A 26,065-nucleotide genomic window follows, 5' to 3' on the forward strand; every position below is an offset into this window, starting at 1 on the left:
GAGCGCGTTGAGCTGCGGTTTCCTGGAAAGCAGGGCCTGTTTCGGGGCTGCTCATGAATGAGCTTGCATAGTCGTGCATAATCATCACATGGTTGATTCGTCCGAGAAGTCTTCGGGACCCGCGTTGCGGGTGGCGGTTGCCGGTGCGAGTGGTTATGCCGGTGGCGAGGTGTTGCGCCTGCTCCTGGCCCACCCCGAATACCGACGCGGGCGCCTCGAGATCGGGGCGCTGACCGCCGGTGCCAACGCGGGCACCGCCCTCGGTGCGCTGCAGCCGCATCTGCTGCCGCTGGCCGACCGCCTCCTCGAGGCCACCACTCCCGAGACCCTGGCCGGGCACGACATCGTCTTCCTCGGCCTGCCGCACGGCCAGTCCGCCGCCATCGCCCAGGCGCTGCCCGAGTCGACGGTGGTCATCGACTGCGGTGCCGACTTCCGGCTCACCGACCCGACCGTCTGGGAGAAGTACTACGGCAGCGCCCATGCGGGCAGCTGGCCCTACGGCCTGCCCGAACTCCCCGGCGCGCGCGAGCGGCTCACCGGTGCCCGGCGCATCGCGGTGCCCGGCTGCTACCCGACCGTGTCCAGCCTGGCGCTGGCACCGGCGATCGCGGCGGGAATCGTCGAGCCGAACGTGCACGTGGTCGCCGTGAGCGGCGCCTCGGGCGCGGGCCGCAAGCTCGATGTCGCCCTGCTCGGCTCCGAGGTGATGGGCAGCGTGCGTGCCTACGGCATCGCGGGCGCGCACCGGCACACCCCCGAAATCGCGCAGAACCTGACCGCGGCCGGTGGCGTCGAGGTCTCGGTGTCGTTCACCCCCGTGCTGGCCCCGATGCCGCGCGGCATCCTGGCGACCTGCACCGCCCCGGTCAAGGTCGACCTCGCCGAAGCCCGTGCCGTCTACGAGAAGGCCTACGCCGACGAGCCTTTCGTGCACCTGCTCCCCGAAGGCGTACTGCCGCAGACCGGTTCGGTCCTCGGCTCCAACGCCGTCACCCTCCAGGTCGCCATCGACGCCGACGCGGGCCTGCTCGTGGTGATCGGCGCGATCGACAACCTGACCAAAGGCACCGCGGGCGCCGCGGTGCAATCGATGAATCTGGCCGTCGGATTCGACGAGACCGCAGGACTTTCCACCGTAGGAGTGGCACCGTGACGACCCCTGATCCGCAGACGCCGGACCATGGCAAACTGATCCACACCCAGGGCGTCACCGCCCCGCTCGGCTTCCGCGCGGCGGGCATCGCGGCCGGTCTCAAGGCCAGCGGCAAGCCCGATCTGGCCCTGGTCCTCAACGAGGGCCCCGAATACGCCGCCGCGGGTGTGTTCACCAGCAACAAGGTGAAGGCCGCACCGGTGCTGTGGTCACAGCAGGTGCTGAAGTCCGGCCACGTGCGCGCGGTGATCCTGAACTCCGGCGGCGCCAACGCCTGCACCGGCCACGGTGGCTTCCAGGACACCCACAAGACCGCCGAGGAACTCGCCGCGGCACTGAGCAATTGGGGTACCGAGACCGGCGCGGGCGAGATCGCGGTCTGCTCCACCGGCCTGATCGGTGATCGGCTGCCGATGGACAAGCTGATCCCCGCGATCACCGAGATCGTGCACGAGATGGGCGGCGGCATGTCGGGCGGTTCCGACGCTGCCCACGCCATCATGACCACCGACACCGTGCCCAAGGAATCGGCCTTCCACCACGAGGACAAGTGGAACGTGGGCGGCATGGCCAAGGGCGCGGGCATGCTCGCGCCGTCGCTGGCCACCATGCTCGTCGTGCTCACCACCGACGCGGTCGCCACGCCCGAGCAGCTCGACCAGGCGCTGCGCAAGGCCACGAAATACACTTTCGACCGGCTCGATGTGGATGGCTCCTGCTCCACCAACGACACCGTGCTGCTGCTGGCCAACGGCGCCAGCGGGGTCACCCCGTCGCAGGAGGACCTCGACGCCGCGGTGTTCACCGTCTGCGACGACCTGGCCGCCCAGCTGATGGCCGACGCCGAGGGCGTCACCAAGCGGGTCCAGATCACCGTCACCGGCGCCGTCACCGAGGACGAGGCACTCACCGCCGCCCGCGCGGTGGCTCGCGACAGCCTGGTCAAGACCGCGCTGTTCGGCTCCGATCCGAACTGGGGCCGGGTGTTGGCCGCTGTCGGTATCGCCCCGGTGACGCTGGACCCGAACCGGATCGCGGTGTCGTTCAACGGCAATCCGGTCTGCGTCGACAGCGTCGGCGCGCCGGGCGCGCGCGAGGTCGATCTGTCCGGCGAGGACATCGACGTGCTGATCGAACTGAATGTCGGCGAGGGCACCGCCATGGTGCGCACCACCGACCTCTCGCACGCCTACGTCGAAGAGAACTCGGCGTACAGCTCATGAGCCGCAGTGTGGTGCACAGCCTTTCGGCCCTGGACAAGGCGCATGTCCTGGCCGACGCGCTGCCCTGGCTGCAGAAGTTCCGCGACAAGGTCGTCGTCGTGAAGTACGGCGGCAACGCCATGATCGACGACGAACTCAAGGCCGCCTTCGCCGCCGACATGGCCTTCCTGCGCACCGTCGGCGTGCACCCGGTGGTCGTGCACGGCGGTGGCCCGCAGATCACCGCCATGCTGAAACGGCTCGGCATGGCAGGCGAGTTCCGCGGCGGCTTCCGCGTCACCACCCCCGAGGTGATGGACGTGGTCCGGATGGTGCTGTTCGGCCAGGTCGGACGGGAACTCGTCGGCCTGATCAATGCCCACGGTCCCTACGCGGTCGGCATCTCCGGCGAGGACGCGCACCTGTTCACCGCCACCCGCCGCACCGTCACGGTCGACGGCGCGGCCACCGACATCGGCCTGGTCGGCGACGTCACCGAGGTCAACCCCGGCGCCGTGCTCGACCTGATCGACGCCGGCCGCATCCCGGTGGTCTCCACCATCGCCCCTGACGCCGACGGCGTGGTGCACAACATCAACGCCGACACCGCGGCGGCCGCGCTGGCCGAGGGCATCGGCGCGGAGAAACTCGTCGCCCTCACCGACGTCGAGGGCCTCTACACCGACTGGCCCGACCGTTCCTCGCTGACCAGCGAGATCGACGCGGTCGCCCTCGCGGAGTTGCTGCCGCGCCTGGATGCGGGCATGGTGCCCAAGATGGAAGCCTGCCTGCGCGCGGTGCGGGGCGGGGTGCCCAGCGCCCACGTGATCGACGGGCGCGTCCCGCACTCGGTCCTGTTGGAGCTGTTCACCGGAGAAGGAATCGGAACCATGGTGACCCCCGCCGGGTCACCGGATGGAACACAATCATGAGCGAAGTAGCGAAACTGCAGCAGCGGTGGTCGGCCGCGATGATGGACAACTACGGCACCCCGAAGGTCGCGCTGGTGCGCGGAGCCGGTGCCGTCGTCTACGACGCCGACGGCAAGCGCTACCTCGATTTCCTCGGCGGCATCGCGGTCAACAGTCTCGGCCACGCCCACCCCGCCATCCTGGAGGCGGTCACCCAGCAGCTGGGCACCCTCGGCCACGTGTCGAACCTCTACGCCAGCGAACCGGTGATCGAGCTGGCCGAGAAGCTGCTCGCCCACTTCGGTGACGGCGAGGGCAAGGCGTTCTTCTGCAACTCCGGCACCGAGGCCAACGAGGCCGCCTTCAAGATCGCCCGGCTCACCGGGCGCGGCAAGATCGTCGCCGCCGAGGAGGCCTTCCACGGCCGCACCATGGGCGCGCTGGCGCTCACCGGCCAGGCCGCCAAGCGCGAGCCCTTCGAGCCGATGCCGCCCGGCGTCGTGCATGTGCCCTACGGTGACGCCGCCGCACTGGAAGCCGTCGTCGACTCCGACACCGCCGCCGTGTTCCTCGAACCGATGATGGGTGAGAGCGGCGTGGTCGTCCCGCCGTTCGACTACCTGGCCAAGGCCCGTGAGATCACCTCGCGGGCGGGCGCACTGCTCATCCTCGACGAGGTGCAGACCGGAATCGGCCGCACCGGCACGTTTTTCGCGCACCAGGCGGCGGGCATCGTGCCCGACGCGATCACCTTGGCCAAGGGCCTCGGTGGTGGCCTGCCGATCGGCGCCGTGCTCGCGCAGGGACGCGCGGCCGAACTGCTCACCCCCGGCCTGCACGGCACCACCTTCGGCGGCAATCCCGTCTGCGCCGCCGCGGCGCTGGCGGTGCTGCGCACGATCGACTCCGAAGACCTGCTCACCCATGTGGAACGGGTCGGCAAGAAGCTCAGCGACGGCATCGCCCTGCTCGAGCATCCCGAGATCGATCACGTGCGCGGCGCCGGTCTGCTCATCGGTATCGTGTTGCGCGACAACATCTCCGCCCACGTCGACGCACGGGCGCGCGAGGCCGGATACCTGCTCAACCCCGCCAAGCCCGACGTGATCCGGCTGGCGCCGCCCCTGGTCCTCACCGAGACCCAGGCCGACAATTTCCTCGCCGACCTGCCCGAGATCCTCGACAAGGCCGCCGCCGATGCCAAGGGAGCGACCAAGTGAGCCTGCGCCACTTTCTCCGCGACGACGATGTGACCCAGGCCGAACAGGCCGAAATCCTCGCCCTCGCCGCGGAATTGAAGAAGAGCCCGTTCGCCCACCGGCCGCTGGACGGGCCGCGCGGGGTCGGGGTGATCTTCGAGAAGAACTCGACCCGCACCCGGTTCTCCTTCGAACTCGGCATCGCCCAGCTCGGCGGGCACGCGGTTGTCGTCGACGGCCGTGACACCCAGCTGGGCCGGGAGGAGACCCTCGGCGACACCGGCAGTGTGCTCTCGCGCTATGTCGACGCCATCGTCTGGCGGACCTTCGAACAGTCCCGCCTCGACGAGATGTCTTCCACCGCAACGGTTCCCGTGGTGAACGCGCTGTCCAACGAGTTCCACCCGTGTCAGGTGCTCGCCGACCTGCAGACCATCGCCGAGCGCAAGGGCGCGCTGAACGGCCTGAACCTCACCTACTTCGGCGACGGCGCCAACAACATGGCGCACTCGCTGCTGCTCGGTGGTGTGACGGCCGGGATGAACGTGACCGTGGCCGCGCCCGCCGGATTCGAGCCGCTGCCCTGGATCCTCGACGCCGCCGCCAAGCGCGCCGCGGAAACCGGTGCGACGGTGTCGGTCACCGGTGACCCGGTCGTCGGCGCGCGCGGCGCCGATGTGCTCGTCACCGACACCTGGACCTCCATGGGCCAGGAGGACGACGGCCTCGACCGCGTCGGCCCGTTCCGCCCCTTCCAGCTCGACACCGCGCTGCTCGGCCACGCCGATCCGGAAGCCATTGTGCTGCACTGCTTGCCGGCGCACCGCGGCGAGGAGATCACCGACGAGGTGCTCGACGGCCCGCACAGCGTGGTCTGGGACGAGGCCGAGAACAGACTGCACGCCCAGAAGGCGCTGCTGGTCTGGCTGCTCGCGAAAGCCGCCGCGTGAGACCGCGAACCGGGGCCCGCGTGGAGGTCGGGCGATGAGCGAGCCGAGCGAGCGGCCCGACAGCACAGCCGCCTACGCGCCCGTGCCGGAGCCGAGCGCCGGCGAGGCGCAGGCATGAGCGCGCCGGACAAGAGCGCGCCCGCCATCGCCCGCACCCGCGCAGGCCGTCAGTCCCGGATCGTGGAGTTGCTGTCGGCGCACTCGGTCCGCAGTCAGACCGAGCTCGCCGCGCTCCTTTCGGCCGAGGGCATCGAGACCACCCAGGCCACCCTCTCGCGTGACCTCGACGAACTCGGCGCGGTGAAGTTGCGCGCCGCCGACGGTGGCGCGGGCGTCTACATCGTCCCCGAGGACGGCAGCCCCGTCCGCGGCGTCACCGGCGGCACCGGCCGCCTCTCCAAACTCCTCGGCGACCTGCTCGTCTCCACCGACGCCAGCGGCAACCTCGCGGTTCTGCGCACCCCACCCGGCGCTGCCCACTTCCTGGCCAGCGCCCTCGACCGTGCCGCCCTGCCCTACATCGTCGGCACCATCGCCGGCGATGACACCATCGCCGTCATCGCCCGCGAACCCCTCACCGGCGCCGAACTGGCGGCCAAGATCGAGGGCCTCGCCTGAGGTCTCGCGGCCTGCCAGGAATGGATCTGGCAGGCCGACGCGATCCTGGCGGTTCGGCGGGGCTATCCGCGCCCGCGCCGCATGACCATTTGGTAAATTACCGAATCGAGACTATTCGTCAATTGTTGGTCGAGGAACGGATGATGCGGTGAGCACTGCCGGGACCAAAGGGGTGCCGCGCGCGGAGCGGGAGCGCCAGATCCTCGATGTGGCGGGTGAGCACATCGGGCATGTGGGGTACGCGGGGCTGTCGGTGGGGCGGGTGGCCGAGCTGGCCGGGGTGTCGAAACCGCTGGTGTACAACTACTTCCGGACCAAGGATGGGTTGTATGTGGCGTGTGTCGAGCGGGCCGCCGAGGCGGTGTGCGGGGCCATCGAGCCGGTGCTCGACGGTCCGCCCGACATGCAGATGGCCGAGCGCACGCTGGCGGCGATCTTCGGTGCGCTCGCCGACCGGCCGTATCACTGGAACATCCTGTCCGACACCTCGCATCCGGCCGATGGGGTGGCCGCCGAGGCCGCCCGTGCCGCGCGTAAGCGGATCGCCGGGCAGGCCGCGCGGGGCGCGAGCACGGTGCTCGGTGCGCGCGGTGTCACCGATCCGGTGGATCTGTCCGCGCTGACCGAGGTGTGGATGGGCATCGTGTCGGCGCTGGTCGCCTGGTGGGCGCGCCATCCGGAGGAGACCGCCGAGGCGATGGTCGCGCGCAGCGGCCGGCTGATGTCGGCGCTGTTCGGCAAAGTGTCCGCCGCCGAGTGATCGAGGTCAGCGGGTGCCGACGTATTCGACGTACCCGGTGCCGGTGATCGGCCGCCCGCGAAACGATCCGGTGTAGCGGTAGCTGCCCACATATCCGCCGGCCATGCCGTAGACGTAGTCGTCGTTGACCACGGCATCGATGTGGATCAGCTCGTTGCCGTCGTTGTCGTCGACGGCCCAGGAGAATTCGGTGCCCAGACGCATCTCGCGACCGTTGGGGGTCCGTCGAGCCGAGGGTTCCAGTCGGGTGACATCGAAACGGAAGCCGTCTTCGAAGACACCGCCGTGGTCGTGGCGCGACCGCAGGTAGACCGCGCGCTGCACGGGCACCCCCAGCGGTCCGAGCAATTCCACCATCAGCACCTGGGTGTCGGCGTCGAGATTGATGATCTGATAGGTGAAGAACGCGAACCGCAGGTCGACCGCGACGGCGCGGGCGTATTCGAGGGTGCTCAGGCCCGCGAGCTCGTAACGGGTGCCCTGGTGCGCGACGGTGCCCGTGTAGTCGCACAGCAGTGACCAGTGGTCGTAGAGCCCGCCGCGCAGCTTCGCGAAGTGCGCCACCTTGTCGGTGGCACGCACCTCGAGATCGACCGTGAACTCCGGATTCCGATAGGTGACGGCGTAATTCGGATAGCTGCCCTCGAACCGGAACTCGTCGCCGAAGCGCAGCGCGCTGCCGTCCTCGGCGAGTTCGAGCTGGCGCGAGACCCGGTAGCCGCGGAACTGGTGCGGGAACTGGACTCCGGCGCCCGCCAGCAGGCAGGCGGTGTCGGCGGCCGAGGTCTCGATGAGGTGGTCGTTGCGCCAGATCCCGATTTTCGGCTGCCCGATGACGGTGATGAAGTCGAGGAAGTTCAACGGCGCGGGCAGGTCGGGGAACATGAGTCCGTAATGGACGGTGCTGTACCGCCCGCGCGGCGGGTGAAACGGCGTCGCGGGGTCGAACGGGGTGCCCGAGAGCGCATGGGTGCCCGAGGCGGCGCGCTGGACGCCGTGGAGCAGTGAGGTCGTCATCGACATGGCGGAACCTACACCTTTCGCTGGTGGCACACCGTTGTGCCACGTACTCAATTGACCAATACGGAAATTACCATATGGTCAATTAATGCGAAACCGTCGGCTCAGCGGCCGGCCGGGCCGGTGGCCCGCAGCAGCGTCCACGCGCATGCTCCGACCGCGATCGCCGCGCAGGTCAACAGGAGCGCGGCGGTCGCGGCATAGGCCGCCCAGGTCGGCAGCACCTGTTCGAGCCCACGGACCAGCGCGGCCAGGGCGAACACCGCGCCGACGAGCCCGGTGACGGCCGCGATCGTCAACGCGAGCCCGGCCACGACGGCCAGGCGCAGCCGCCCGGCGAACACACTCGCCAGGCGCTCGGCCCGGCGACGGGCGCGACGCGCGGCGGGCGTGCGCAACGCGTCACGGAGCAGGCCGGAATCAGTGCGGGGAAGGGTGGTTCGATCGGTCACCGAATGTCCTGTCGACTAGGAGGCGAGCATGGGGGAGCTGATCTTGCTGACCAGCCAGCGGTCGGCGTCCTTGCGCAGCGACAACGACACCGAGAGCTGGCCGGGCGCCGGTTCGCCCCCGGTGCCGAGACTGGTGATGGTCTGGTTGATGACGGCGACGGCCTCGGCGGTCGTCTCGTCGGCGGATTCGATGGCGCACCAGACGGTGCCCACGGTGGAGACCACCTGTCCCTGGGTGAGCACCTCGCGCAGATCCCCGCTGGTGGCGTCGAATTCGGTCTTCCAGTCATCGGTGGCACCGGCGAGGACGGCGGCGAAATAGGTGTCGAGATCGGTGGCGTCGTACCGGGCCAGGACCGGGGCATAGGCGCAGGCGGCCTGATGGGCGGCGGCGCGGGCCTGCTCGCGGGCGCGCAGGTCGTGGTTGTCCACGGCGAACCAGGTCGCGGTGGCGACGGCGGCGAGGGTGATCGCGGCACCGAGCGCGATCGCGGTGCGGCCGAACGAGAGTCGGCGATCCGGTGCGGGCGCGGTCTCGTCGGTGGGCTCGGGCTCGGTGGTCATCGTCAGGTCCTCACGGAATCTATTCGGCGGGCAGGGGAATCGAGAGTTCGTCGCCGGTGACACCTGGCGGCGGACCCGATCCGTTGTCAGGTCCCGCCGGGCGCGGCGCGTTCGCCGAACCACGGATCTGGAGTTCGGGATGGCTGGTGACGCAGTAGTTGTAGAGACGGCTGCGTCCGTCGGAGACCTCGGCGGGGGAGACCGGAATGGTCTCGTACTCGCAGGTGGGTCGCGGCCACGCCTCGGCCATGGTGTGGAAAGCGTTGCCGTGGGCCGGAACTCCGATCGCCACCACGCCGGTTCGGAGGGCGGGGAACAGTGCCGTCATCGCGGGTGTGCGCAGCCGAGCGGCGCGGGTGATGGCGACGAAATTGGTGACCAGATCGGTCAGCGGATCGGTGGTCTCGGTGAGGACCCCGCCCAGCGTGGCGAGCCGGCCCGGACCCAGTTCGAGCAGTTCGCGCACCTCCTGGTCGGCGGCGGTCATCTGGTCGAACAGCGTGCCCGAACCACGCACGAGGGTGGCGAGGTCGGGTTGGGCGTGGCTGGTCGTCTCGGCGATGACCCGCAGATTGCGCAGGAGCTCGCTGGTCTGCGGGAGCAGCCCGGTCAGCCCGGCCATCGCCTGACTGAGCCCGCTGATCACCGACCGCAGCACATCGGGCCCGCCACCCAGGGCGCGATCGAGTTCGTCGACGATCACCGTGAGCCGCTCCGGATTCATCCCGGCGACCAGCGCGCCGGTGTTCGACAGGAACGAGTCGATGGTGACCGGGGTGCTCACCTGATCCGCCGACACCACCGCGCCGTCGACGAGATAGGGCCCGTCACCGGTTTCGGGCCGGAAGTCCAGATATTGTTCACCCGCTGCCGACAGCCGCCCCACCGCCACCAGCGAGGCGACCGGAATCCTGGCCGCACTGTCGATTTCGGCCTCGGCGCGAATACCCTCGTCGTCGAGACCGAGGGAGCGCACCGTACCCACACGCACGCCGCGCACGGTGACATTGCTGTGCGGCAGCAGTCCGCCGGAGCTGTCCAGCCGTACCTGCACGGTGTAGGTCGTGCTCAGCGGCCGCACCCCGACGACATCGACGGCGATGTATCCGGAGCCGACCAGCAGCAGTCCGACCATCCCGACCATGGCGAACACGGTGCGGAACCGATGCGCCCAGCGGGCGAGGCGGACGACGATCCCAGCCAGACGATCGATCATCGCGGACCTCCCTGCAACCGCCCGAGCACCCGGGCGAGCACCTGCGCCAGACTGCCCACGAAGGCCGTCGCGTCAGTGCCATCGGGCATCCGGCTACCGGCCGGATCGGTGAGTGCGCCGATATCGAGGTAGGAGATCGTCGCCGCGACCGCCAGGCTCGACCCCCGCGTGCTGGCCTGCACGGCGGGGGAGAGCGCGTTGAACGTGTCGAGTGTGCCCGCGAGATCGTCGCCCATCTGGGTGAACCCCGTCATCAGGGCCTGCACGCTGTCGAACAGGCTGAGGAATTCCGGGCCGGTGGTGGAGGTGAAATCACCCAGCGCGGCGGTCACTGTGGCGACCTGCGTGGTGAGATCGGTGATGGCGCGGTTGTTCTCCGCGATCACCGAGATCAACTCGGGGAAGGTGTCGGCGACCTGCCCCAGTTCTGCCTTGCGGGCACGCAGCGTCGAGGTGAGTCCGTCGAGGCCGTGCAGCACCGAATCGATCTGGTCGGTGCGCTGATTCAGCGCGCTCAGCACGGCGGTCAGTTCGGTCAGCAGATGCGACAGCTGCGGTCCGCGACCACCGACGATCGCGTTCAATTCCGAGGTGATGCGGGCGACCTGGTTCATCGCACCGCCGTCGAGCAGCATCGACATCGCCATCATCAACTCCTCCACCGAGGCGCCGGCCGAGGTGTGTTCGCGGTCGATGATGTCGCCGTCGGACAGCAGCGGCGTGCCCGGCCGATGCTCGGGCAGGGTGACCGCGACGTGGATGTCGCCCAGCGGGGTGGCCTGGCGCAGTTCGGCACGGGTGCCGCGCGGCAGCGCGATGTCGCGGCGCACCTCGAGTTCGACCTCGGCCAGGAAATCCGTGGTGTCGATGCCGGTCACCACGCCGATGTCGGTGCCGCCGATCTTGACCCTGGCCCGTTCCGGCAGATTGAGCGCGTTGTCGAACACCGCGTGCAGGCGATAGGACGGCCCGTCGACGCCCGGGCGCGGCAGTGGCACGTTGTCGACGGTCACCGCGCAGGAGGCCACGCCGAACACGGTGACCACCGACAGGACCAGGCGGGCGGCGCGGCTCATGCGGTGAGTCCCAGCAGCGCGGCGGTCAGCCCGAAGTCGGGGCCGAAATCCATCAGCTTGCCGGTGCGGCACCCGTCGGCCCGCAGCGCGACGCGTTCGCACAGCAGCGACAGGATCTCGTTGTCCAGCAACGACTTGTCGGTGAGCAGATGCAGGCGCAGCGCCTGATGCTCGGGGCTGACCGAGCGGGTGAGGTTCTCGAACAGCAGCGGCGCGACATCGACGATCTCGGTGAGCCCGCGGGCGTTGTCCCGCATCTGCCCGGTGATACCGACCAGCCGCCGCACCGCGTCGGTGAGCGGCGCCCGGTTCTCGTCGAGGACGGTCGAGGTGTTGGCGATGAAGTCGTTCACCTGCGCCAGCACCGCGGCCAGCCCGGGTGCCTGTTCGGCGAGCAGGGTGACCAGTTCGGTGAGCCGGGCGCTGAAATCGCGCACGGTCTGGTCATTGCCGGCGACCACGGCGGTGAGTTCGTTCAGCTCGATCACCGTGTTGGTGATCTGGTCGCGATTGGCCAGGGTCACCTCGAAGGCACCGGCGAGCGCGTCGAGGGTCTCGCGGATCCGGTCGCCGTTGCCGTCGAGCATCGGAAACAACACCCGGCTGGCCATCGGACCATCGGTGTCGTCGCCTTTCAGCGCCGCGCCGAGCTGCTCGAAATTGCGCAGGATCCGGTCGAGTTCGACCGGCGTCCTGGTGCGGGCCAGGGGAATGTGCGTGCCGTCGGTCAGGGTCGGGCCCTCGCCGGTGTAGGCCGGGGTGAGTTCGACGTGCCGGTTGGTGATGAGCTGGGGTGAGACGAGCGCGGCCATGGCGTCGGCGGGCAGTTCGGTGCCGCCCTCGATCGTCATCCGCACCTCCACGAACGAGCCACGTTGCTCGATCGCGTCGACCCGGCCCACCGGCACACCGAGCACCGACACCTCGTTGCCGACGAAAAGACCGGCGGCACTGTCGAAATCCGCGCTGATCCGCAGCGAATCCGGGCGCAACGACAGCGGGACCGACGAGCAGCCAGCGCCGATCACCGCCAGGATCACCAGGGCGAGGACCTGAAAAGTTCTGCGCATCATCGGCATCCCGCGATCGCGTGCGCCAGGCACAACCAGTTGTCCGGGAACAACCACGGCATGTAGACCTCCCCGTACGGCCCCTGTCCGAAGCCGTTGTTGAACTGGCGCACCGTCACCGGCATCACCTGATACAGCGCGTCGAGATTGTCCCGGTTCTTCTCCAGGCCCTCGGACATGGTGTTGAGACTGTGGATGAGCGGACCGAGCCTGCCGCCGTTGTCGACGCCCATGTCCCGCAGGATCTTCGAGGCCGCGGCCACATTGTCGAGCAGTTCACGCAGCAGTTCGCGGCGCTTGGCCACCGCGTCGCCGATGGCCTGTCCCCTGGTCAGCAGCAACAGCACGCTGTTCTGGTTGTCGGCGATCAGGCTCGAGACCTGGTCCATGCTGCCGAGCAACTGGTCCACCTCGTCGCGGCGGGTGGCGATGACCCGGGCCAGCACGCCGACGCTGTCGAGCGCCTGGGCGGTGAGCTGCGGGGAATCGCCCATCTGCGCGCTCACCGCGTCCAGGCTCGCGCGCAACGCGTTCGGGTCGAGCCGCTCGAGATGTTCGAAGGAGTTGCGGTACTTCGGATCGTTCACCACCTTGGCCAGGTTGTAGGGAACGCTGGTGGCTGCCAACGGGATCCGTTCGCCATCGAGATCGGTGCCGGTCCCGGGATCGAGTTCGATGTGCATCTTGCCGAGAATGGTCGACATCTTGATCGCGGCCTTCGCGTCCCGGCCGAGCTCGACCTCGGTGTCCACGCTCATCGCCACCACCACCCGATCACGTTCCAGCCGCACCGATTTCACGGTGCCGACTTCGATTCCGGCGATGTCGACACTGTTGCCCGCGCGCAGCCCGGCGGCCTGGGCGAATTCGGCGTGCACGGTGGCCGTGCCGAGATCGGCGCGCGAGAGCACCCCGGAGCCGAGGACCAGTGCGACCACCGCCGCACCGGCGGCGAGTCCGAGCCACAGGTTCCGGTTCGCGGTCGACCCGCCTGCCGCGGCGACCCCGCGGCCGATCAGGTCCCTGATCATCGGCACACCTCCGAGTGCGAGTCGCCGCCGATCTGCGAGAACAGACCGGGTGGGAGCGCCACACCCCACAGCGAGACGTCCAGGCTGCAGACGTAGGCGTTGACATAGGTTCCGTTGCCGCTGATCCGGGCCAGGCCGGCCAGCACCAGCGGGAGTTCGACGGCCGAACGATCCAACCGCGATCCGTTGGCCAGCAGCAGTTCCACCCCGGTGCCGGCCTGTTCCTGCGCCCGCGCCATTCCGGGCGCCACCTGCTCGATCAGCGCGGTGAGTTTCGTCGTCGACACGGCGATCCCGGTGACCGCGTCGCCCAGCTGCGTGCCCTGTTCGTACAGGCCGGCGACCAGGGCACGCGACTGCGTGATCAGGGTTTCCAGCTCGCCGCTGCGATGGGCGAGGCTCGCGATCACGTCGCTGAGGTTGCCGATCACCGCGCCGAGGACCTCGTCGCGTTCGCCGAAGGTGGTCGCCAGCGCGGCGGCCTGGGTGATCAGCGCCGACAGCGAGACGCCGTCGCCCTGCAGTGCTTGGACGAGCGTCTCGGACAGCGAGTTCACCTCGTCGGGTTGCAGCAGGCCGAACAGGGGTTCGAAACCGGACAGCATGGTCGAGACGTCGAACGAGGACTCGGTGCGCTCCAGGGGAATCGCGCCGTCGGCGGGCAGCGGCTCACCGGGTGTCTCGCCCGCGTCCAGCGCGACGTACCGCTGACCGATGAGGTTCTGGTAGCGGATGAGCGCCCTGGTCGTGGTGCTCAGGCGCTGGCGGGACTGCACGGCCAGGCTCACCCTGGCATGGCGACGATCCACCAGCTCGATCGCGTCGACCCGGCCCACGCGCACCCCGGCGATGCGCACGTCGTCACCGGTGCGCAGGCCGAGCACATCGGTGAAGGTCGCGCTGTAGCGGTGGGTGTCGCCGGGAACCGCACGCTGCAGGGTCGACCAGATCGTGTAGGTCGCGATCAGCGAGAGTGTCACGAAGACGGCGAGTCCGAGATAGGTGGTGCGCGTGCGCATCTCAGTGGCCTCCTGGCGGGGTGACGGTCACGGTCGACCCCGCGAGAACCGGGCCGAGCAGCAGCAGCTGGGTGGTGTTGGGGCGCCCGCCCACGATGGCGGCGACGGCATCGGAACCGGCGAGCGAGATCGGCCGAGCGGGCGAGTCCTGCACTGCCGGCTCCGAACTCGCCGGCGCGGTGACGCCGGGAATGACGAGGCCGGGGATGGTGGGCAGGCTCAGACCGGGAATCGTGGGCAGGATGAGGCCGGGAATCGTGGGCAGCGAGAGCTCGGACAGGCCGGGCGGCGTCGGCAGCGGTGCCGGACCGGCCGTCGAGAGCCAGCCGGGGATGAGTTGCGTCGGATACTGCTGCGGCGCAGCAACATCGGGCACCGAGGGGCCGTCACACCGTGGCCCGGCCTGTGGACCGTAGCGCGGACAGTCGGCCGCGGTGTACTGGCGGAACGGGGTGAACGACACCGTCACGTTCCAGCGCATCTGCCTGCTCGGGCCCCAGTTGAACACCGACGCCAGACGGTTCAGCGAGGTGTTCAATCCCCTGATCGTGTCGGTGAGCGCCGAGGGGTCGGCGGCCAGCGCGCCGAACGTCTCGTCGAGGCCGACCACCAGTTCCTTGCCCGCGTCCGGATTGCGGGCGAACAACTCCTGAGTCGCCGCGGTGGCGGTGCCCGCGGTAGTGAGCAGGTCGATGAGCTGGGCGCGCCGATCGGTGATCGTGCGGGCGGTCTGCACCGACCGGCCGAGGGCGTCGACGAGTTCGGGCGCGGACTGATTCACCGCCGCCGCGGCAGCGCCCAGATCGCCCAGCAGCTCGCCGATTCCGGGCAGCGCGCGGACCTCGGTGATCCACTCGTCGAGGCGTTCGATGGTGGAACCGGGCAGGCGGGCGTCCCCGTCGAGCGCGTCGGCCAGGGTCGCCAGGACCCGGGCCAGCTTGGCGGGCTGGATGCGATCGAGGACATCGCGCAACGTGGTGAGCGTGGTCTGCAGCGCGACGGTCGCGCTGCTGGTGTCCTGCTCGATCACCGCCCCGGCCCGCAGCGCCGGGGCCGCGCCGTTGTCGACCAGCTCGATCGAGGAGACTCCGAAGATGTTGGCGGGTACCACGCGGGCGGTGACCGAGGACGGGATCGCCTCGGCGGCAGCCGGTTCCAATGCCAGCTCGACGCGCTGGCGCAGCCCCTTCTCCGCGATCTCCACCCCCGACACCGCACCGACGAGCATTCCGCGGAAGCGCACATCGGCGCGGGCGGGCAGACCGTCACCGGTGCTGGTCATCCGCGCGGTCACCGCGACGGCATCGTCGAAGTAGCCGGCGTAGCGCAGGCCGAGCAGGGCGACCACGCTCGACAGGCTCACCGCCATGGCCACCCCGGCCAGGCCGAGCCGCCGCCGCGACCAGCCGCGTCCACTGGGGTCCGGATACATCTCGACCACCTATCCCGAGATCCGGATGCCGGGGTCGATGCCCCAGATCGCCAGGGTGAGAAGCAGATTCAGGAAGACGACGACGATGATCGTCATCTTGATGGCGTGCCCCGCCGCGACGCCGACACCCTCGGGACCGCCTGCGGCGACATAGCCGTAGTGGCACTGGATGAAGGTGGCGACCAGCACGAACGCCACCGCCTTGAGCACCGAGTAGACGATGTCGCCCGGGTCGAGGAACTGGTGGAAGTAGTGGTCGTAGGTGCCGATCCCGGTGCCGCCGAGGAAGAACACCGTCAGCTTGGTGGTGAGGTAGGCCGTCGCCATGCCGATGGCGTACAGCGGCAGGATCGCCACCGCTGCGGCCAGCATCCGAGTGGTGATCAGATAGGGCAGCGGCCGGATCGCCATCGACTCGAGTGCGTCGATCTCCTCGGCGATCCGCATCGAACCGATCTGGGCGGTGAACCGGCAGCCGGCCTGGGCGGCGAACGCGATCGTCGCCAGCAGCGGGGCGAGCTCGCGGGTGGTGGCGAACCCGGAGATCGCGCCGGTGAGCGGGCTCATCGTGAGCAGATCCAGCGCGGTGTGCGATTCCATCCCGACGGTGACGCCACCGAACCCGCACAGGATCAGCACCACCCCGACCGTGCCGCCGCCCACGACCAGTGCGCCGTTGCCCCAGGTGACATCGACGATCAGCCGGACGACTTCCTTGCGGTAGTGCCGGAGGACGAACGGGATCGCCAGCAGTGCCTCGAGGAATACCATCCCCTGGTGTCCCAGACGGATGTTCGCCTCCGTCACCGGTCGGGTCGCCGCCCGCACCGCCCGCACTGGCCGCAGCACCGGCGGCAGGTAGCCCGCCATCTCAGAGCACCTTCGACGGGAACACGGTGTTGTAGATCTGGGTGAGCGCGATGTTGGCGGCGAACAACACGATCGCCGAGCTGACCACCGCCGAGTTCACCGCGTTCGCCACCCCACCGGGCCCGCCCTTGGTGTGCAGGCCCGCGTCGCAGGCGATGATCGCGGTGAGCGCGCCGAACACCGCCGCCTTCACGATCGCCACCAGCAGATCGCCCGCGACGGCGAACGAGGCGAACGTGCTGATGTAAGACCCGGGAGTGCCGTCCTGGATGAAGACGTTGAACGCGTAGCCGGTGGCGAAGCCGATGAACACCACGAAGCCGCACAGCAGCATGCTCACCAGCACCGCCGCGAGCAGCCGCGGCGCGACCAGCCTGCGCACCGGGTCGACACCCATCACCCGCATCGCGTCGATCTCCTCGCGGATGGTGCGTGAGCCCAGATCCGCGCAGATCGACGAGCCGACCGCGCCCGCGATCATCAACGAGGTGACCAGCGGCGCGCCCTGCCGGATGATGCCGAGACCGTTGACCGCGCCGATGAAGGTGGTCGCGCCGACCTGGCCGACCAGCGATCCGACCTGGATGGACACCACGACCGCGACCGGAATGGCGACCAGCAGAGTAGGAGTGGCTGAGACACCTGCCATGAAGGAGCACTGCCGCAGGAACTCCTTCAGGGGAAAGCGCCGGTGGACCACGGCGAGGACCAGCTCTGCCGTGGCCCGCCATGCCATGGTGACCTGCCTGCCCGCGGTCTCGATCGACCGCTGCGGATGCTCGCGCCACCAGCGGAGCCCGAACCCGATGACGAGCTCACGATCCGCTGGTGCAGCGGCTTTTTCGCGCGACGCGACGATGACGATCACCTCGGTTCTCGATGGCCGCCGACCTGCGCGACCAGAACTGACCAGCGAGCTACGCAAGCGTAGGAAACAATTTCTACGCGGTGGTAGCGAACTGGCTGAGACAGTAGCAAGAAGCATCCCGGCTGTCTTCGATTTCGGGCATGATCGCCGGGTGAGTGTGCAGCGGAAGTCGAGCGGCGTGTGGCAGATCTCGACGGGTGGGCGGCGTCGGCGACGAGCGAACGCGCCCCGGTTGCCGCCCGCGCAACGGCGCACGCAGCTGCTCGACGCCGCACTGGGGGTGGTGGCCAGGGACGGTCTGGCCCGGCTGACCATGCAGGCTGTCGCCCAAGAGGCCGGGGTCGCCAAGCCGGTCCTCTACGCGATGTTTCCGACGGCGCCCGAACTGGTCGCGGCGCTGCTGCATCGCGAGCACGCGGCCGGCATGGCGCAGGTGCTCGCGGCGATGCCGGCGAATCTGGGCGGCACCGATCCGGATGCGGAGTTCGTGGCCGCGATGATGGCGTTCCTCGACTCGGTCGCCGCCGATCCGCCGCGCTGGCGGTTGATCCTGCTGCCCGGCGACGGCGCGCCGGCGAGTTATCGGGAACTGCTCGGCGCGGCCAGGGACGAGATGGTCGGCCGCGCCATCGCCTTGCTCGATGACGGACTACGGCTGCGCGGTGGTCCGGTCGAGGTCGATGTCGAACTGATCGGTCACATGACGATGGGATGCGCCGAGGTGCTCGGCCGGATGGTGTTGTCGGACCCGCGACGATTCCCGCCGACCCGACTGCGGCCGGCGGTGTGCGCGCTCCTGCGCACGCTGCCGCGGCCTTCCGGCTGATCCACCCGCGGTGATCGGCTCAGTTGAACGGGTACTGGCCCCCGCCGCCACCACCACCGGGGTAGTCGGGAGTCGCGACATCGATGATGTTCTGGACCAGTGCGACGAGGGCGCGCCCGACATCGAGGACGCTGTTGCCGAGGAGGGAGAATTCCTGCGCGATCTGCTGGAGCATCTTGTTCGTCCTCACGTGTGGCGAGCCGAATAGTGCTCTCCCAGGGTGCCACACGCGCGGCCCACGCGGTGGGCCTCGGTGGCTCAAGAGGCGAGGAAATTCAGGATGGCGAGCGTCAGCGGCGCGCCGTGCTCGAACAGGACCTGGCCGATGTGCAGGCCGAGGGTGGCGCCGGACTCGTAGTGATCGGACAGGAACTGCAGGACCGAATCGATCATGAGGTGGTTCTCCCTGTGCTGAAGCGGACCCGACGGTCAGGCGAAGAAGTTCTGCAGGATAGGCGTCCCGAGGTCGATGGCCAGCTTGGCGATGCCGAGACTGAGATTTCCCAATCCGACGACGACGGTGCCGATCAGGTCATAGTTGTCCTGGGCGAAATCACGGAGTTGCTGCATGGTGGCTCCTTCACCCCGACCGGTGGGTAGATGCTGTGACCAGCGTCTCACACATGCCGTGCGCCGCCAAGGTGTTCCTTCTTGTTTTCGCAGGTGGATGGCGATTTCGCACGCCGGTGCGGCCAGTGCGCCATTCGGCCGGTCACAGCTGGTGGCTGGGGTCGCTGGAGCAACTGAACAGGCCGGACCACCCCCGCTATGAATGAGATTGCATCATCGTGCATAATCATTTGCAGCAGCGGCGCGAGCCGAACCGGCGGCCGGAGCATCCATACTGCTCAGAGCAGCCCGTGCAGATGACGTAGACACACTTCGAGGAGCACAACAGACATGTCCGATCGCGTCGTACTCGCCTACTCCGGTGGGCTTGACACCTCCGTCGCCATCAGCTGGATCGCGAAGGAGACCGGTTCCGAGGTGGTGGCCGTGGCCATCGACCTCGGCCAGGGCGGCGAGGACATGAGCGCGATCCGACAGCGCGCGCTGGACTGCGGCGCCGTGGAGGCCATCGTGGTCGACGCGCGCGACGAGTTCGCCGACGAGTACTGCCTGCCCACCATCCAGGCCAACGCCATGTACATGGGCCAGTACCCGCTCGTGTCGGCCATCAGCCGCCCGCTGATCGTCAAGCACCTGGTCGAGGCCGCCAAGTTCCACAACGCCACCACCGTCTCGCACGGGTGCACCGGCAAGGGCAACGACCAGGTCCGCTTCGAGGTCGGCATCGGCGCGCTCGCGCCCGATCTCGAGGTCATCGCGCCGGTCCGCGACTACGCCTGGACCCGCGAGAAGGCCATCGCCTTCGCCGAGCAGAACAACCTGCCGATCAACGTCACCAAGAAGTCGCCGTTCTCCATCGACCAGAACGTGTGGGGCCGCGCGGTCGAGACCGGGTTCCTCGAGGACCTGTGGAACGCGCCGACCAAGGACGTCTACGACTACACCGCCGACCCGACGGTGAACTTCGAGGCGCCCGACGAGGTCATCGTCACCTTCGACAAGGGTGTGCCGGTCGCCATCGACGGCAAGCCCGTCACCGTGCTGCAGGCCATCGAGGAGATGAACACCCGCGCCGGTCGCCAGGGTGTCGGCCGCCTCGACATGGTCGAGGACCGGCTCGTCGGCATCAAGAGCCGCGAGATCTACGAGGCGCCCGGCGCCATCGCGCTGATCACCGCGCACCAGGCGCTGGAGAACGTCACCGTCGAGCGCGAGCTGGGCCGCTACAAGCGTCAGGTCGAGCAGCGCTGGGCCGAGCTGGCCTACGACGGCCTGTGGTACTCCCCGCTCAAGCGCGCCCTGGACGCCTTCGTGCAGGACACCCAGCAGAAGGTCACCGGCGACATCCGGATGGTGCTGCACGGCGGTTCGGCCGTCGTCAACGGCCGCCGCTCCGAGCAGTCGCTCTACGACTTCAACCTGGCCACCTACGACGAGGGAGACACCTTCGACCAGTCCCTGGCCAAGGGCTTCGTCCAGATCCACGGCCTGTCCTCCAAGGTCGCCGCCCGCCGCGACCTCAGCTGACCGACCCGCCTCCCCGCGACTTCTGCTGACCCGCCTCCCCGCGACTTCTGCTGACCCGCCTCCCCGCGACTTCTGCCGGTCGTGGGGAGATCACTGAGTCGTTCACCGGGCTCGCCCACTGCGGTGGTGCTGTTGCGGGCGTCCCCGGTGAGTTACCCATGTTCTTGCTAGATCAGGCGGCGACCTAGGCTCGATCAGGCGGCGACCTAGGCTCGGTTCGTCTGCGCCGTGACCGCCATTGCGTACGAAACTCAGGAGAGGGCACACGATGACCCGCAGTGGAACCAACGAAGGTGCCCTCTGGGGCGGGCGATTCGCGTCCGGGCCCGCCGAGGCGATGGCGGCGCTGAGCAAGTCGACCCACTTCGACTGGGCGCTGGCTCCCTACGACATCCGCGCCTCCAAGGCGCATGCCCGTGTGCTGCACAAGGCCGACCTGCTGTCCGCCGAAGATCTCACCGCCATGCTGGCCGGCCTCGATGCCCTCGCCGCGGATGTCGCCTCGGGCGCTTTCGGTCCCGCCGAGTCCGACGAGGACGTGCACGGTGCGCTCGAGCGCGGCCTGATCGAGCGGGTCGGTACCGAGCTCGGTGGACGGCTGCGGGCGGGACGTTCGCGCAACGACCAGGTGGCCACACTGTTCCGGATGTGGCTGCGTGACGGTGTGCGTCGCGTCGCGGCGGGTGTGCTCGATGTGGTCGACGCGCTCGTGGCCCAGGCCGCCGCGCACCCGGACGCCGTGATGCCGGGCAAGACTCATCTGCAGGCCGCCCAGCCGGTGCTGCTCGCGCACCACCTGCTCGCGCACGCGCAGCCGCTGCTGCGTGACCTGGAACGCCTGCGCGACTTCGACAAGCGCGCCGCCATCTCGCCGTACGGTTCCGGCGCGCTGGCCGGTTCCTCGCTGGGTCTCGATCCCGAGCAGATCGCCGCCGAGCTGGACTTCACCGCGTCCGCGGCCAATTCGATCGACGCGACCTCGTCGCGGGACTTCGCCGCCGAGGCCGCCTTCGTGCTGGCCATGATCGGTGTCGACCTGAGCCGGATGGCCGAGGAGATCATCCTCTGGAGCACACCGGAATTCGGCTACCTCACCCTGGCCGACGCTTGGTCGACCGGCTCGTCGATCATGCCGCAGAAGAAGAACCCCGACGTCTCCGAACTCACCCGTGGCAAGGCCGGTCGCCTCATCGGTAACCTGACCGGCCTGCTGGCCACGCTCAAGGCGCAGCCGCTGGCCTACAACCGGGATCTGCAGGAGGACAAGGAACCCCTGTTCGACTCGGTCGCCCAGCTCGAACTGCTGCTCCCCGCCATCGCGGGCCTGGTCGCCACCCTCACCTTCCACACCGACCGGATGGCCGAACTCGCCCCCGCCGGTTTCACTCTCGCCACCGACATCGCCGAATGGATGGTCCGCCAAGGCGTTCCGTTCCGCGTCGCCCACGAAGCCGCCGGTGCCTGCGTCCGCGCCGCCGAGTCCCGCGGCGTCGGCCTGGCCGACCTGACCGACGAGGAATTCGCCGCCATCGACCCGGCCCTGACGGCTGGTGTCCGCGAAGTCCTCACCGTCGAGGGCTCCATCGCCTCCCGCGACGCCCGCGGCGGCACCGCCGGTGTCCGCGTCGCCGAACAACTGAACGAGGTCCGCACCGCCGCCACCGACGCCCGCACCTGGCTGAACTGACTCCGCGCGCCGACTGGGCCGACTCTGTTCGGCACGGGCCCCGGTAGGCCGGAACCCGGCGGATCGCGTACGGCAGGACCACCGCGCACCGCCTCGTTGGTCCCGGCTCCTGAGGTCGGCGAGCTCATCGCGGTCGTGGGCGGTGGCCTCGCCGCCGAAGGTGTTGCGCCGCTGGTCCGATGGCCGGTTGTGCCGCGTGCGGCGGCGAGTTCGTGGCCCGGATAGTCTGCGCGGATGACCCTGCTCTTCCTGGCACTGGCCATCGCCACCGAGGTGACGGCGACCGTCTCGCTGAAGCTGTCGGAAGGCTTCACCAAGCTGGTGCCCTCGATCGTCGTAGTCCTCGGTTACGGCGCGGCGTTCTTCTTCTTGTCCCAGGCCTTGAAGCGCGGAATGGCGATCGGCGTCGCCTACGGCATCTGGTCCGCCGTCGGCGTGGCGGCGATCGCGACCATCGGCGTCTTGTTCCTGGGGGAGCGGCTCACCCTCATCCAGGTCGGCGGAATCGGCCTGGTGATCCTGGGCGTCCTCGCCCTGGAACTCGGCGGCGCACACTGAGATCGGCCACGGTGCTGGACGGTTGGTCAGAGTTCCGCGCGGACGCGGAAGCCGGCGTCACGGAGCGCGTCGAGGACCTCGTCGCGGTGGGTGGGGCCGCGGGTTTCGGCGGTGAGGGAGACCTCGACCTCGTCGACGGCCAGCCACATGCCGGTGCGGGAGTGGACGATGTCGACCACGCTGGCACCCGCGCGGCCGAGTACGCCGAGCAGTGCCGACAGGGCGCCGGGGCGGTCGGCGATGGTGACCCGCATCGCCAAGTAGCGGCCTGCCGCGCTGAGCCCGTGGCCGATCACGCGGGTGAGCAGCAGTGGATCGATATTTCCGCCGGACAGGATGGCCACGATCGGGCCGGGGAGCTCGCGGTCGCGCAGGGCGGTGGTGAGCAGCGCGGCGACGCCGGCCGCGCCCGCGGGCTCGACGATGAGCTTGGCGCGTTCCAGACACAGGAGCAGGGCCTTCGACAGCGCGTCCTCATCGACAGTGACGATCTCGGTCACCAACTCGGCCACGTGCGCGAACGGCACCGCGCCGGGCAGCCCGACCGCGATGCCATCGGCCATCGTCGCCATCCGCGCGGCCCGAATCGGGGTGCCCGCCGCGAGCGAATCCGGCCACGCCGCCGCCTCGGCCGCCTGCACCCCGATCACCCGCACCCGCGGCGCCAGGGCATGCAGCGCCACCGCCACCCCGGCGAGCAGACCGCCCCCACCGGTCGGCACCACGACCGTGCCGACATCGGGCACCTGCTCCAGGATCTCCAGCGCGACCGTCGCCTGACCGGCGACGATATCGGGATGATCGAACGGATGGATCAGGGTCGCCCCGGTGCGCTGAGCGAATTCCTGTGCGGCGACCAAGGATTCGTCGATCGTATCGCCGACCTGATGCACCTCGGCCCCGTACGCGCGCGTCGCCGTCAACTTCGGCAGCGACGCGCCGATCGGCATGAACACCGTCGAGGTGATCCCCAGTTCGGCGGCCGACCACGCGACACCCTGCGCGTGATTGCCCGCGGACGCCGCGACCACCCCGCGCGCCCGTTCGTCGACAGGCAGATGGGCGATCCGGTTGTAGGCACCCCGCGGCTTGAACGACCCGGTCCGCTGCAGATTCTCACACTTGAGCAGCACCTGCGTGCCGACCCGCTCCGACAACACCCGCGACCCCACGGTCGGCGTCCGCCGGATCACCGGCGCCAACAGCCGCTCAGCCGCCTCGATCCGCTCGATCCCGACCGTCTCCATACGCCACATCGTGCCGCATGCCCACCCCGAAACGGCCCCGACAGCGACGCGACCCACCCCGAAAGCGTTCTGGACGGGTGATCATCAGGCCCTGGTGGCGCCCGCTTCTCGGCGAATGCTCACACCAGATCCTGGTGATCACATGCCCAGTCGACTAGGCGTTCTTGGCGATGTTGTGCGCGATCGTGCCGAGGCGGGTGAGGCGGGCATCACCGAGGGGCGTGAGCTTGCCGCCGAGGCGGTTGGTGACGAAGGCGAGTGACAGACCGGTCTCCGGATCGGCGAAGGCACCCGAGCCGCCGAGGCCGAAATGCCCGAAGGCCGAGATCGGGTCGGCCTTGGAGGGCTTCATGGGGACGCCGTGGAAGCCCAGAGCCCACGGAATGCGGAAGGCGAGAACGTAATCGGGGGTGAAGACCTGACGGGTGGCGGCGCGCCGAATCGAGTCGGGGTCGAGAACACGGGTGCCCTCGAGTTCGCCCTTGTTGGCCAGGGCCGCGTAGAGCCGGCCCAACGCGCGCGCGGAGAACACCCCGTTCACACCCGGCATCACCGAATCGTGCACGCGCGGGTCGACGATGAGTTCGGCGAAGCCGCGCGGTGTGGTCTCGGCCGCGGCCGCGAATCGGGTGCGGGTCAGCAGATCCGAGCCCCTGTCCCAGTCCATGCCCGCGGCTCGCAGGCGCGGAAAGGTGGTCGCGATGCGGTGACGATGCTCGGGCGGCACCCGGAACCAGAGTTCCTCGGCGTCGAGCGGCTCGGCGAGTTCGGTGCGCACGACATCGACGAACTCGCGACCGCTCACCCGCCGCACCAACTCGGCGGCCAGGTGCCCATAGCTGATCCCGTGATAGCCGCTGGTCGTGCGGTGCCGAGGGTCGGGCGACGCCGCGGCCAGCGCCTCGGTCACCGCCGCGTCGTCGAGGAAACTCTCGGCCGGACCGGGCAGCAGACCGCGCAACCGATGCAGACCGGCGCGGTGGGTGAGCACGTCGCCCACCGTGATGTGCGCCTTGCCCGCCGCGGCGAACTCCGGCCAGTACTCGGCCACGGCCGTGTCGTAGTCGAGTTCCCCGCGCTCGACGAGTTGGTGGATCACGGTGGACGCCACGCCTTTTCCGGTGGAGAAGCCCAGGGCGACGGTCTCCGCGGTCCACGGCACGCCGGGGCGCGCGTAGCCCGCCCACACGTCGACCACGGGTTCGCCGTGCAAGTACACACTCAGTGCGCCACCGCCGTGCGAGGGCTTGCGGAACAGGCTGTCGAAGACGGCGACCAAGCGAACGAAACGGCGATCCACCGACTGCGTTGTCGAAACTCCCATCGTTGCAGCATGCCATCGCGCACAAGGGACCGGTCGGTACGGTGATCGTTTCCTGACCGTCACATCGGGCAGTACGCCCGCAATACGGCGTCCATAGCATGTGCGCATGCCCCCGAGACGACGTTCGGCGCTCCTCGCGAGGCTCGTGGTCGACGAGCCAGGCCGTCCCCAGGTGATCCTCGGCGAATTGCGCCGGGTGATCCTCGACGGCGCCGTTCCCCCGTGCACCGTGATCCCACTGCGTGAGGTCGCCGAGCTGTTCGGGGTCAGCCACATCCCCGTACGCGAGGCGCTCAAGACGCTGATCGGGGAGGGCCTCGTCACCCACCGCCCGCAGCACGGCTATGCGGTCGCCCAGCTCACCGCCGCCGAACTGCGCGAGATGTACATCGTGCGCGACACCTTGGAATCGGCGTCGCTCGCCGCGGCGGTCGCCAACGCCGACGACGCGGACCGCGCAGAACTGCTCGCGATCAACGAATTGCTCGAACGCGCGATCCTCGACGACGATCCGGAGACCTACCAGCGCCAGTCACGCCACTTCCACGTCGCGCTGACCCGCCCGTCGCGGATGTTCCGGCTGCTGCAGATGCTCGAGTCGGCCTGGAACGTCACCGAACCGGTGCGGTCGATGGTGCACATCGACCGGCGCCATCGCGAACACCTGCACACCGATCACGTGCTGATGCTGGCGGCCTTTCTCGACCGTGATGTCGAACGCCTGCTGCTGGTGGCCGAGGAACATCACCGCAGACTGGAATCCGTGGTCGCCACCTTGCCGACCGATACCGGGCTGCTCGCGCCGGAGAATATATCGGTCGTGCAATAGCTGGGAAATCGTCGAGAAACGGTCGGGCAATAGCGGATATCTACGGTCGGTGCAGCTGATTCACCCCCTCGGATGGGATGCAC

The 26,065-nt window shown here is 69.1% G+C and carries 28 protein-coding genes; 12 read left to right on the forward strand and 16 right to left on the reverse strand.

Annotation, left to right across the window (positions count from 1 at the left end):
• Positions 1-88 precede the first annotated feature (88 nt).
• From argC to BOX37_RS10170, 7 genes are all read left to right on the forward strand, one after another.
• Positions 89-1,156, forward strand: coding sequence for an N-acetyl-gamma-glutamyl-phosphate reductase (argC, locus tag BOX37_RS10140; protein WP_071927426.1), 1,068 nt, complete (start codon positions 89-91; stop codon positions 1,154-1,156).
• Positions 1,153-2,379, forward strand: coding sequence for a bifunctional glutamate N-acetyltransferase/amino-acid acetyltransferase ArgJ (gene argJ, locus BOX37_RS10145; RefSeq protein ID WP_071927427.1), 1,227 nt, complete (start codon positions 1,153-1,155; stop codon positions 2,377-2,379). Before argC ends, argJ begins: the two co-directional genes overlap by 4 nt.
• Entirely contained in the window at positions 2,376-3,290 is a 915-nt protein-coding gene (gene argB / locus BOX37_RS10150; protein ID WP_071927428.1) for an acetylglutamate kinase, read from the forward strand. The genes argJ and argB overlap by 4 nt, the downstream gene beginning before the upstream one ends.
• Entirely contained in the window at positions 3,287-4,489 is a 1,203-nt protein-coding gene (locus tag BOX37_RS10155) for an acetylornithine transaminase (RefSeq protein ID WP_071927429.1), read from the forward strand. Before argB ends, BOX37_RS10155 begins: the two co-directional genes overlap by 4 nt.
• Positions 4,486-5,418: an ornithine carbamoyltransferase gene (gene argF / locus BOX37_RS10160; RefSeq protein WP_071927430.1), complete on the forward strand. Its 933-nt coding sequence runs from the start codon at positions 4,486-4,488 to the stop codon at positions 5,416-5,418. Before BOX37_RS10155 ends, argF begins: the two co-directional genes overlap by 4 nt.
• A 114-nt stretch (positions 5,419-5,532) precedes the next feature.
• On the forward strand, positions 5,533-6,036 hold the full coding sequence (locus tag BOX37_RS10165) for an arginine repressor (protein WP_071927431.1): 504 nt from the start codon (positions 5,533-5,535) through the stop codon (positions 6,034-6,036).
• A 148-nt stretch (positions 6,037-6,184) separates the two neighbouring features.
• A complete protein-coding gene (locus BOX37_RS10170) occupies positions 6,185-6,796 on the forward strand; it encodes a TetR/AcrR family transcriptional regulator (protein WP_071927432.1) in 612 nt (203 codons plus the stop codon).
• Between the two features lie 6 nt (positions 6,797-6,802).
• Here BOX37_RS10170 and BOX37_RS10175 read toward each other — a convergent pair whose 3' ends face one another.
• The 11 genes from BOX37_RS10175 to BOX37_RS10225 form a co-directional block, all read right to left on the reverse strand.
• Positions 6,803-7,819 carry a DUF6670 family protein gene (locus tag BOX37_RS10175; RefSeq protein ID WP_084759522.1) on the reverse strand — a complete coding sequence of 339 codons (1,017 nt, stop codon included), beginning with the start codon at positions 7,817-7,819 and terminating at the stop codon, positions 6,803-6,805.
• A 101-nt stretch (positions 7,820-7,920) separates the two neighbouring features.
• On the reverse strand, positions 7,921-8,268 hold the full coding sequence (locus tag BOX37_RS10180; protein WP_071927433.1) for a hypothetical protein: 348 nt from the start codon (positions 8,266-8,268) through the stop codon (positions 7,921-7,923).
• A gap of 15 nt (positions 8,269-8,283) precedes the next feature.
• Positions 8,284-8,832, reverse strand: a complete 549-nt coding sequence (locus BOX37_RS10185; protein ID WP_071927434.1) for a hypothetical protein — start codon at positions 8,830-8,832, stop codon at positions 8,284-8,286.
• Positions 8,833-8,851: 19 nt separating this feature from the next.
• Positions 8,852-10,048, reverse strand: a complete 1,197-nt coding sequence (locus BOX37_RS10190) for an MCE family protein (protein WP_084759523.1) — start codon at positions 10,046-10,048, stop codon at positions 8,852-8,854.
• Positions 10,045-11,124 (reverse strand): MCE family protein, encoded by a 1,080-nt coding sequence (locus tag BOX37_RS10195; protein ID WP_071927435.1) that lies wholly within the window; start codon positions 11,122-11,124, stop codon positions 10,045-10,047. Before BOX37_RS10195 ends, BOX37_RS10190 begins: the two co-directional genes overlap by 4 nt.
• Complete coding sequence (locus BOX37_RS10200) at positions 11,121-12,197, reverse strand: MCE family protein (RefSeq protein ID WP_071931357.1); 1,077 nt, start codon at positions 12,195-12,197, stop codon at positions 11,121-11,123. Before BOX37_RS10200 ends, BOX37_RS10195 begins: the two co-directional genes overlap by 4 nt.
• Positions 12,194-13,225 carry an MCE family protein gene (locus BOX37_RS10205; RefSeq protein WP_071931358.1) on the reverse strand — a complete coding sequence of 344 codons (1,032 nt, stop codon included), beginning with the start codon at positions 13,223-13,225 and terminating at the stop codon, positions 12,194-12,196. Before BOX37_RS10205 ends, BOX37_RS10200 begins: the two co-directional genes overlap by 4 nt.
• Positions 13,222-14,244: an MCE family protein gene (locus BOX37_RS10210; protein WP_071927436.1), complete on the reverse strand. Its 1,023-nt coding sequence runs from the start codon at positions 14,242-14,244 to the stop codon at positions 13,222-13,224. The genes BOX37_RS10205 and BOX37_RS10210 overlap by 4 nt, the downstream gene beginning before the upstream one ends.
• A gap of 1 nt (position 14,245) precedes the next feature.
• On the reverse strand, positions 14,246-15,676 hold the full coding sequence (locus BOX37_RS10215; RefSeq protein WP_071931359.1) for an MCE family protein: 1,431 nt from the start codon (positions 15,674-15,676) through the stop codon (positions 14,246-14,248).
• 9 nt (positions 15,677-15,685) lie between these two features.
• Positions 15,686-16,546 (reverse strand): ABC transporter permease, encoded by an 861-nt coding sequence (locus tag BOX37_RS10220; RefSeq protein WP_071927437.1) that lies wholly within the window; start codon positions 16,544-16,546, stop codon positions 15,686-15,688.
• A gap of 1 nt (position 16,547) precedes the next feature.
• A complete protein-coding gene (locus BOX37_RS10225) occupies positions 16,548-17,354 on the reverse strand; it encodes an MlaE family ABC transporter permease (RefSeq protein WP_071931360.1) in 807 nt (268 codons plus the stop codon).
• A gap of 211 nt (positions 17,355-17,565) precedes the next feature.
• Between BOX37_RS10225 and BOX37_RS10230 the strand changes: the two genes are divergently transcribed.
• Entirely contained in the window at positions 17,566-18,240 is a 675-nt protein-coding gene (locus tag BOX37_RS10230) for a TetR/AcrR family transcriptional regulator (RefSeq protein ID WP_167659920.1), read from the forward strand.
• Between the two features lie 19 nt (positions 18,241-18,259).
• Here the strand turns inward: BOX37_RS10230 and BOX37_RS33860 are convergent, their stop codons facing one another.
• The 3 genes from BOX37_RS33860 to BOX37_RS34630 form a co-directional block, all read right to left on the reverse strand.
• Positions 18,260-18,415 carry a hypothetical protein gene (locus BOX37_RS33860; RefSeq protein ID WP_156910355.1) on the reverse strand — a complete coding sequence of 52 codons (156 nt, stop codon included), beginning with the start codon at positions 18,413-18,415 and terminating at the stop codon, positions 18,260-18,262.
• 83 nt (positions 18,416-18,498) lie between these two features.
• A complete protein-coding gene (locus tag BOX37_RS35765; RefSeq protein WP_276207247.1) occupies positions 18,499-18,633 on the reverse strand; it encodes a hypothetical protein in 135 nt (44 codons plus the stop codon).
• 36 nt (positions 18,634-18,669) lie between these two features.
• Positions 18,670-18,810, reverse strand: a complete 141-nt coding sequence (locus tag BOX37_RS34630) for a hypothetical protein (RefSeq protein WP_167659921.1) — start codon at positions 18,808-18,810, stop codon at positions 18,670-18,672.
• Between the two features lie 330 nt (positions 18,811-19,140).
• On the opposite strand from BOX37_RS34630, the gene BOX37_RS10235 reads away from it, so the two are divergent.
• The 3 genes from BOX37_RS10235 (at position 19,141) to BOX37_RS10245 (ending at position 22,582) form a co-directional block, all read left to right on the forward strand.
• Complete coding sequence (locus tag BOX37_RS10235) at positions 19,141-20,337, forward strand: argininosuccinate synthase (RefSeq protein ID WP_071927438.1); 1,197 nt, start codon at positions 19,141-19,143, stop codon at positions 20,335-20,337.
• A 268-nt stretch (positions 20,338-20,605) separates the two neighbouring features.
• Positions 20,606-22,024 (forward strand): argininosuccinate lyase, encoded by a 1,419-nt coding sequence (argH, locus tag BOX37_RS10240; protein WP_071927439.1) that lies wholly within the window; start codon positions 20,606-20,608, stop codon positions 22,022-22,024.
• Positions 22,025-22,258: 234 nt separating this feature from the next.
• Complete coding sequence (locus BOX37_RS10245; protein ID WP_071927440.1) at positions 22,259-22,582, forward strand: DMT family transporter; 324 nt, start codon at positions 22,259-22,261, stop codon at positions 22,580-22,582.
• Between the two features lie 26 nt (positions 22,583-22,608).
• Here the strand turns inward: BOX37_RS10245 and ilvA are convergent, their stop codons facing one another.
• Both ilvA and BOX37_RS10255 read right to left on the reverse strand, forming a co-directional pair.
• Entirely contained in the window at positions 22,609-23,838 is a 1,230-nt protein-coding gene (ilvA, locus tag BOX37_RS10250) for a threonine ammonia-lyase (RefSeq protein WP_071927441.1), read from the reverse strand.
• A 145-nt stretch (positions 23,839-23,983) separates the two neighbouring features.
• A complete protein-coding gene (locus BOX37_RS10255) occupies positions 23,984-25,153 on the reverse strand; it encodes a serine hydrolase domain-containing protein (RefSeq protein WP_084759526.1) in 1,170 nt (389 codons plus the stop codon).
• 106 nt (positions 25,154-25,259) lie between these two features.
• On the opposite strand from BOX37_RS10255, the gene BOX37_RS10260 reads away from it, so the two are divergent.
• Positions 25,260-25,982: a GntR family transcriptional regulator gene (locus tag BOX37_RS10260; RefSeq protein ID WP_071931362.1), complete on the forward strand. Its 723-nt coding sequence runs from the start codon at positions 25,260-25,262 to the stop codon at positions 25,980-25,982.
• The last annotated feature ends 83 nt before the right edge of the window (positions 25,983-26,065 follow it).

This window comes from Nocardia mangyaensis (assembly GCF_001886715.1).
In the GTDB taxonomy this organism is placed as follows: domain Bacteria; phylum Actinomycetota; class Actinomycetes; order Mycobacteriales; family Mycobacteriaceae; genus Nocardia; species Nocardia mangyaensis.

Bases quoted from the DNA above. Each gene is read 5' to 3' on its own strand.
- BOX37_RS10210 (WP_071927436.1), bottom strand. From the start codon at position 14,244: ATGCGCACGCGCACCACCTATCTCGGACTCGCCGTCTTCGTGACACTC.
- argB (WP_071927428.1), top strand. From the start codon at position 2,376: ATGAGCCGCAGTGTGGTGCACAGCCTTTCGGCCCTGGACAAGGCGCAT.
- BOX37_RS10185 (WP_071927434.1), bottom strand. From the start codon at position 8,832: ATGACCACCGAGCCCGAGCCCACCGACGAGACCGCGCCCGCACCGGAT.
- BOX37_RS10165 (WP_071927431.1), top strand. From the start codon at position 5,533: ATGAGCGCGCCGGACAAGAGCGCGCCCGCCATCGCCCGCACCCGCGCA.
- argH (WP_071927439.1), top strand. From the start codon at position 20,606: ATGACCCGCAGTGGAACCAACGAAGGTGCCCTCTGGGGCGGGCGATTC.
- BOX37_RS10260 (WP_071931362.1), top strand. From the start codon at position 25,260: ATGCCCCCGAGACGACGTTCGGCGCTCCTCGCGAGGCTCGTGGTCGAC.
- BOX37_RS10235 (WP_071927438.1), top strand. From the start codon at position 19,141: ATGTCCGATCGCGTCGTACTCGCCTACTCCGGTGGGCTTGACACCTCC.
- BOX37_RS35765 (WP_276207247.1), bottom strand. From the start codon at position 18,633: ATGATCGATTCGGTCCTGCAGTTCCTGTCCGATCACTACGAGTCCGGC.
- BOX37_RS10220 (WP_071927437.1), bottom strand. From the start codon at position 16,546: ATGGCGGGCTACCTGCCGCCGGTGCTGCGGCCAGTGCGGGCGGTGCGG.
- BOX37_RS10195 (WP_071927435.1), bottom strand. From the start codon at position 11,124: ATGAGCCGCGCCGCCCGCCTGGTCCTGTCGGTGGTCACCGTGTTCGGC.
- ilvA (WP_071927441.1), bottom strand. From the start codon at position 23,838: ATGTGGCGTATGGAGACGGTCGGGATCGAGCGGATCGAGGCGGCTGAG.
- BOX37_RS10155 (WP_071927429.1), top strand. From the start codon at position 3,287: ATGAGCGAAGTAGCGAAACTGCAGCAGCGGTGGTCGGCCGCGATGATG.
- BOX37_RS10205 (WP_071931358.1), bottom strand. From the start codon at position 13,225: ATGATCAGGGACCTGATCGGCCGCGGGGTCGCCGCGGCAGGCGGGTCG.
- BOX37_RS10255 (WP_084759526.1), bottom strand. From the start codon at position 25,153: ATGGGAGTTTCGACAACGCAGTCGGTGGATCGCCGTTTCGTTCGCTTG.
- BOX37_RS10190 (WP_084759523.1), bottom strand. From the start codon at position 10,048: ATGATCGATCGTCTGGCTGGGATCGTCGTCCGCCTCGCCCGCTGGGCG.
- argC (WP_071927426.1), top strand. From the start codon at position 89: ATGGTTGATTCGTCCGAGAAGTCTTCGGGACCCGCGTTGCGGGTGGCG.
- BOX37_RS10175 (WP_084759522.1), bottom strand. From the start codon at position 7,819: ATGTCGATGACGACCTCACTGCTCCACGGCGTCCAGCGCGCCGCCTCG.
- BOX37_RS10200 (WP_071931357.1), bottom strand. From the start codon at position 12,197: ATGATGCGCAGAACTTTTCAGGTCCTCGCCCTGGTGATCCTGGCGGTG.
- BOX37_RS33860 (WP_156910355.1), bottom strand. From the start codon at position 18,415: ATGCTCCAGCAGATCGCGCAGGAATTCTCCCTCCTCGGCAACAGCGTC.
- BOX37_RS10215 (WP_071931359.1), bottom strand. From the start codon at position 15,676: ATGTATCCGGACCCCAGTGGACGCGGCTGGTCGCGGCGGCGGCTCGGC.
- BOX37_RS10245 (WP_071927440.1), top strand. From the start codon at position 22,259: ATGACCCTGCTCTTCCTGGCACTGGCCATCGCCACCGAGGTGACGGCG.
- BOX37_RS34630 (WP_167659921.1), bottom strand. From the start codon at position 18,810: ATGCAGCAACTCCGTGATTTCGCCCAGGACAACTATGACCTGATCGGC.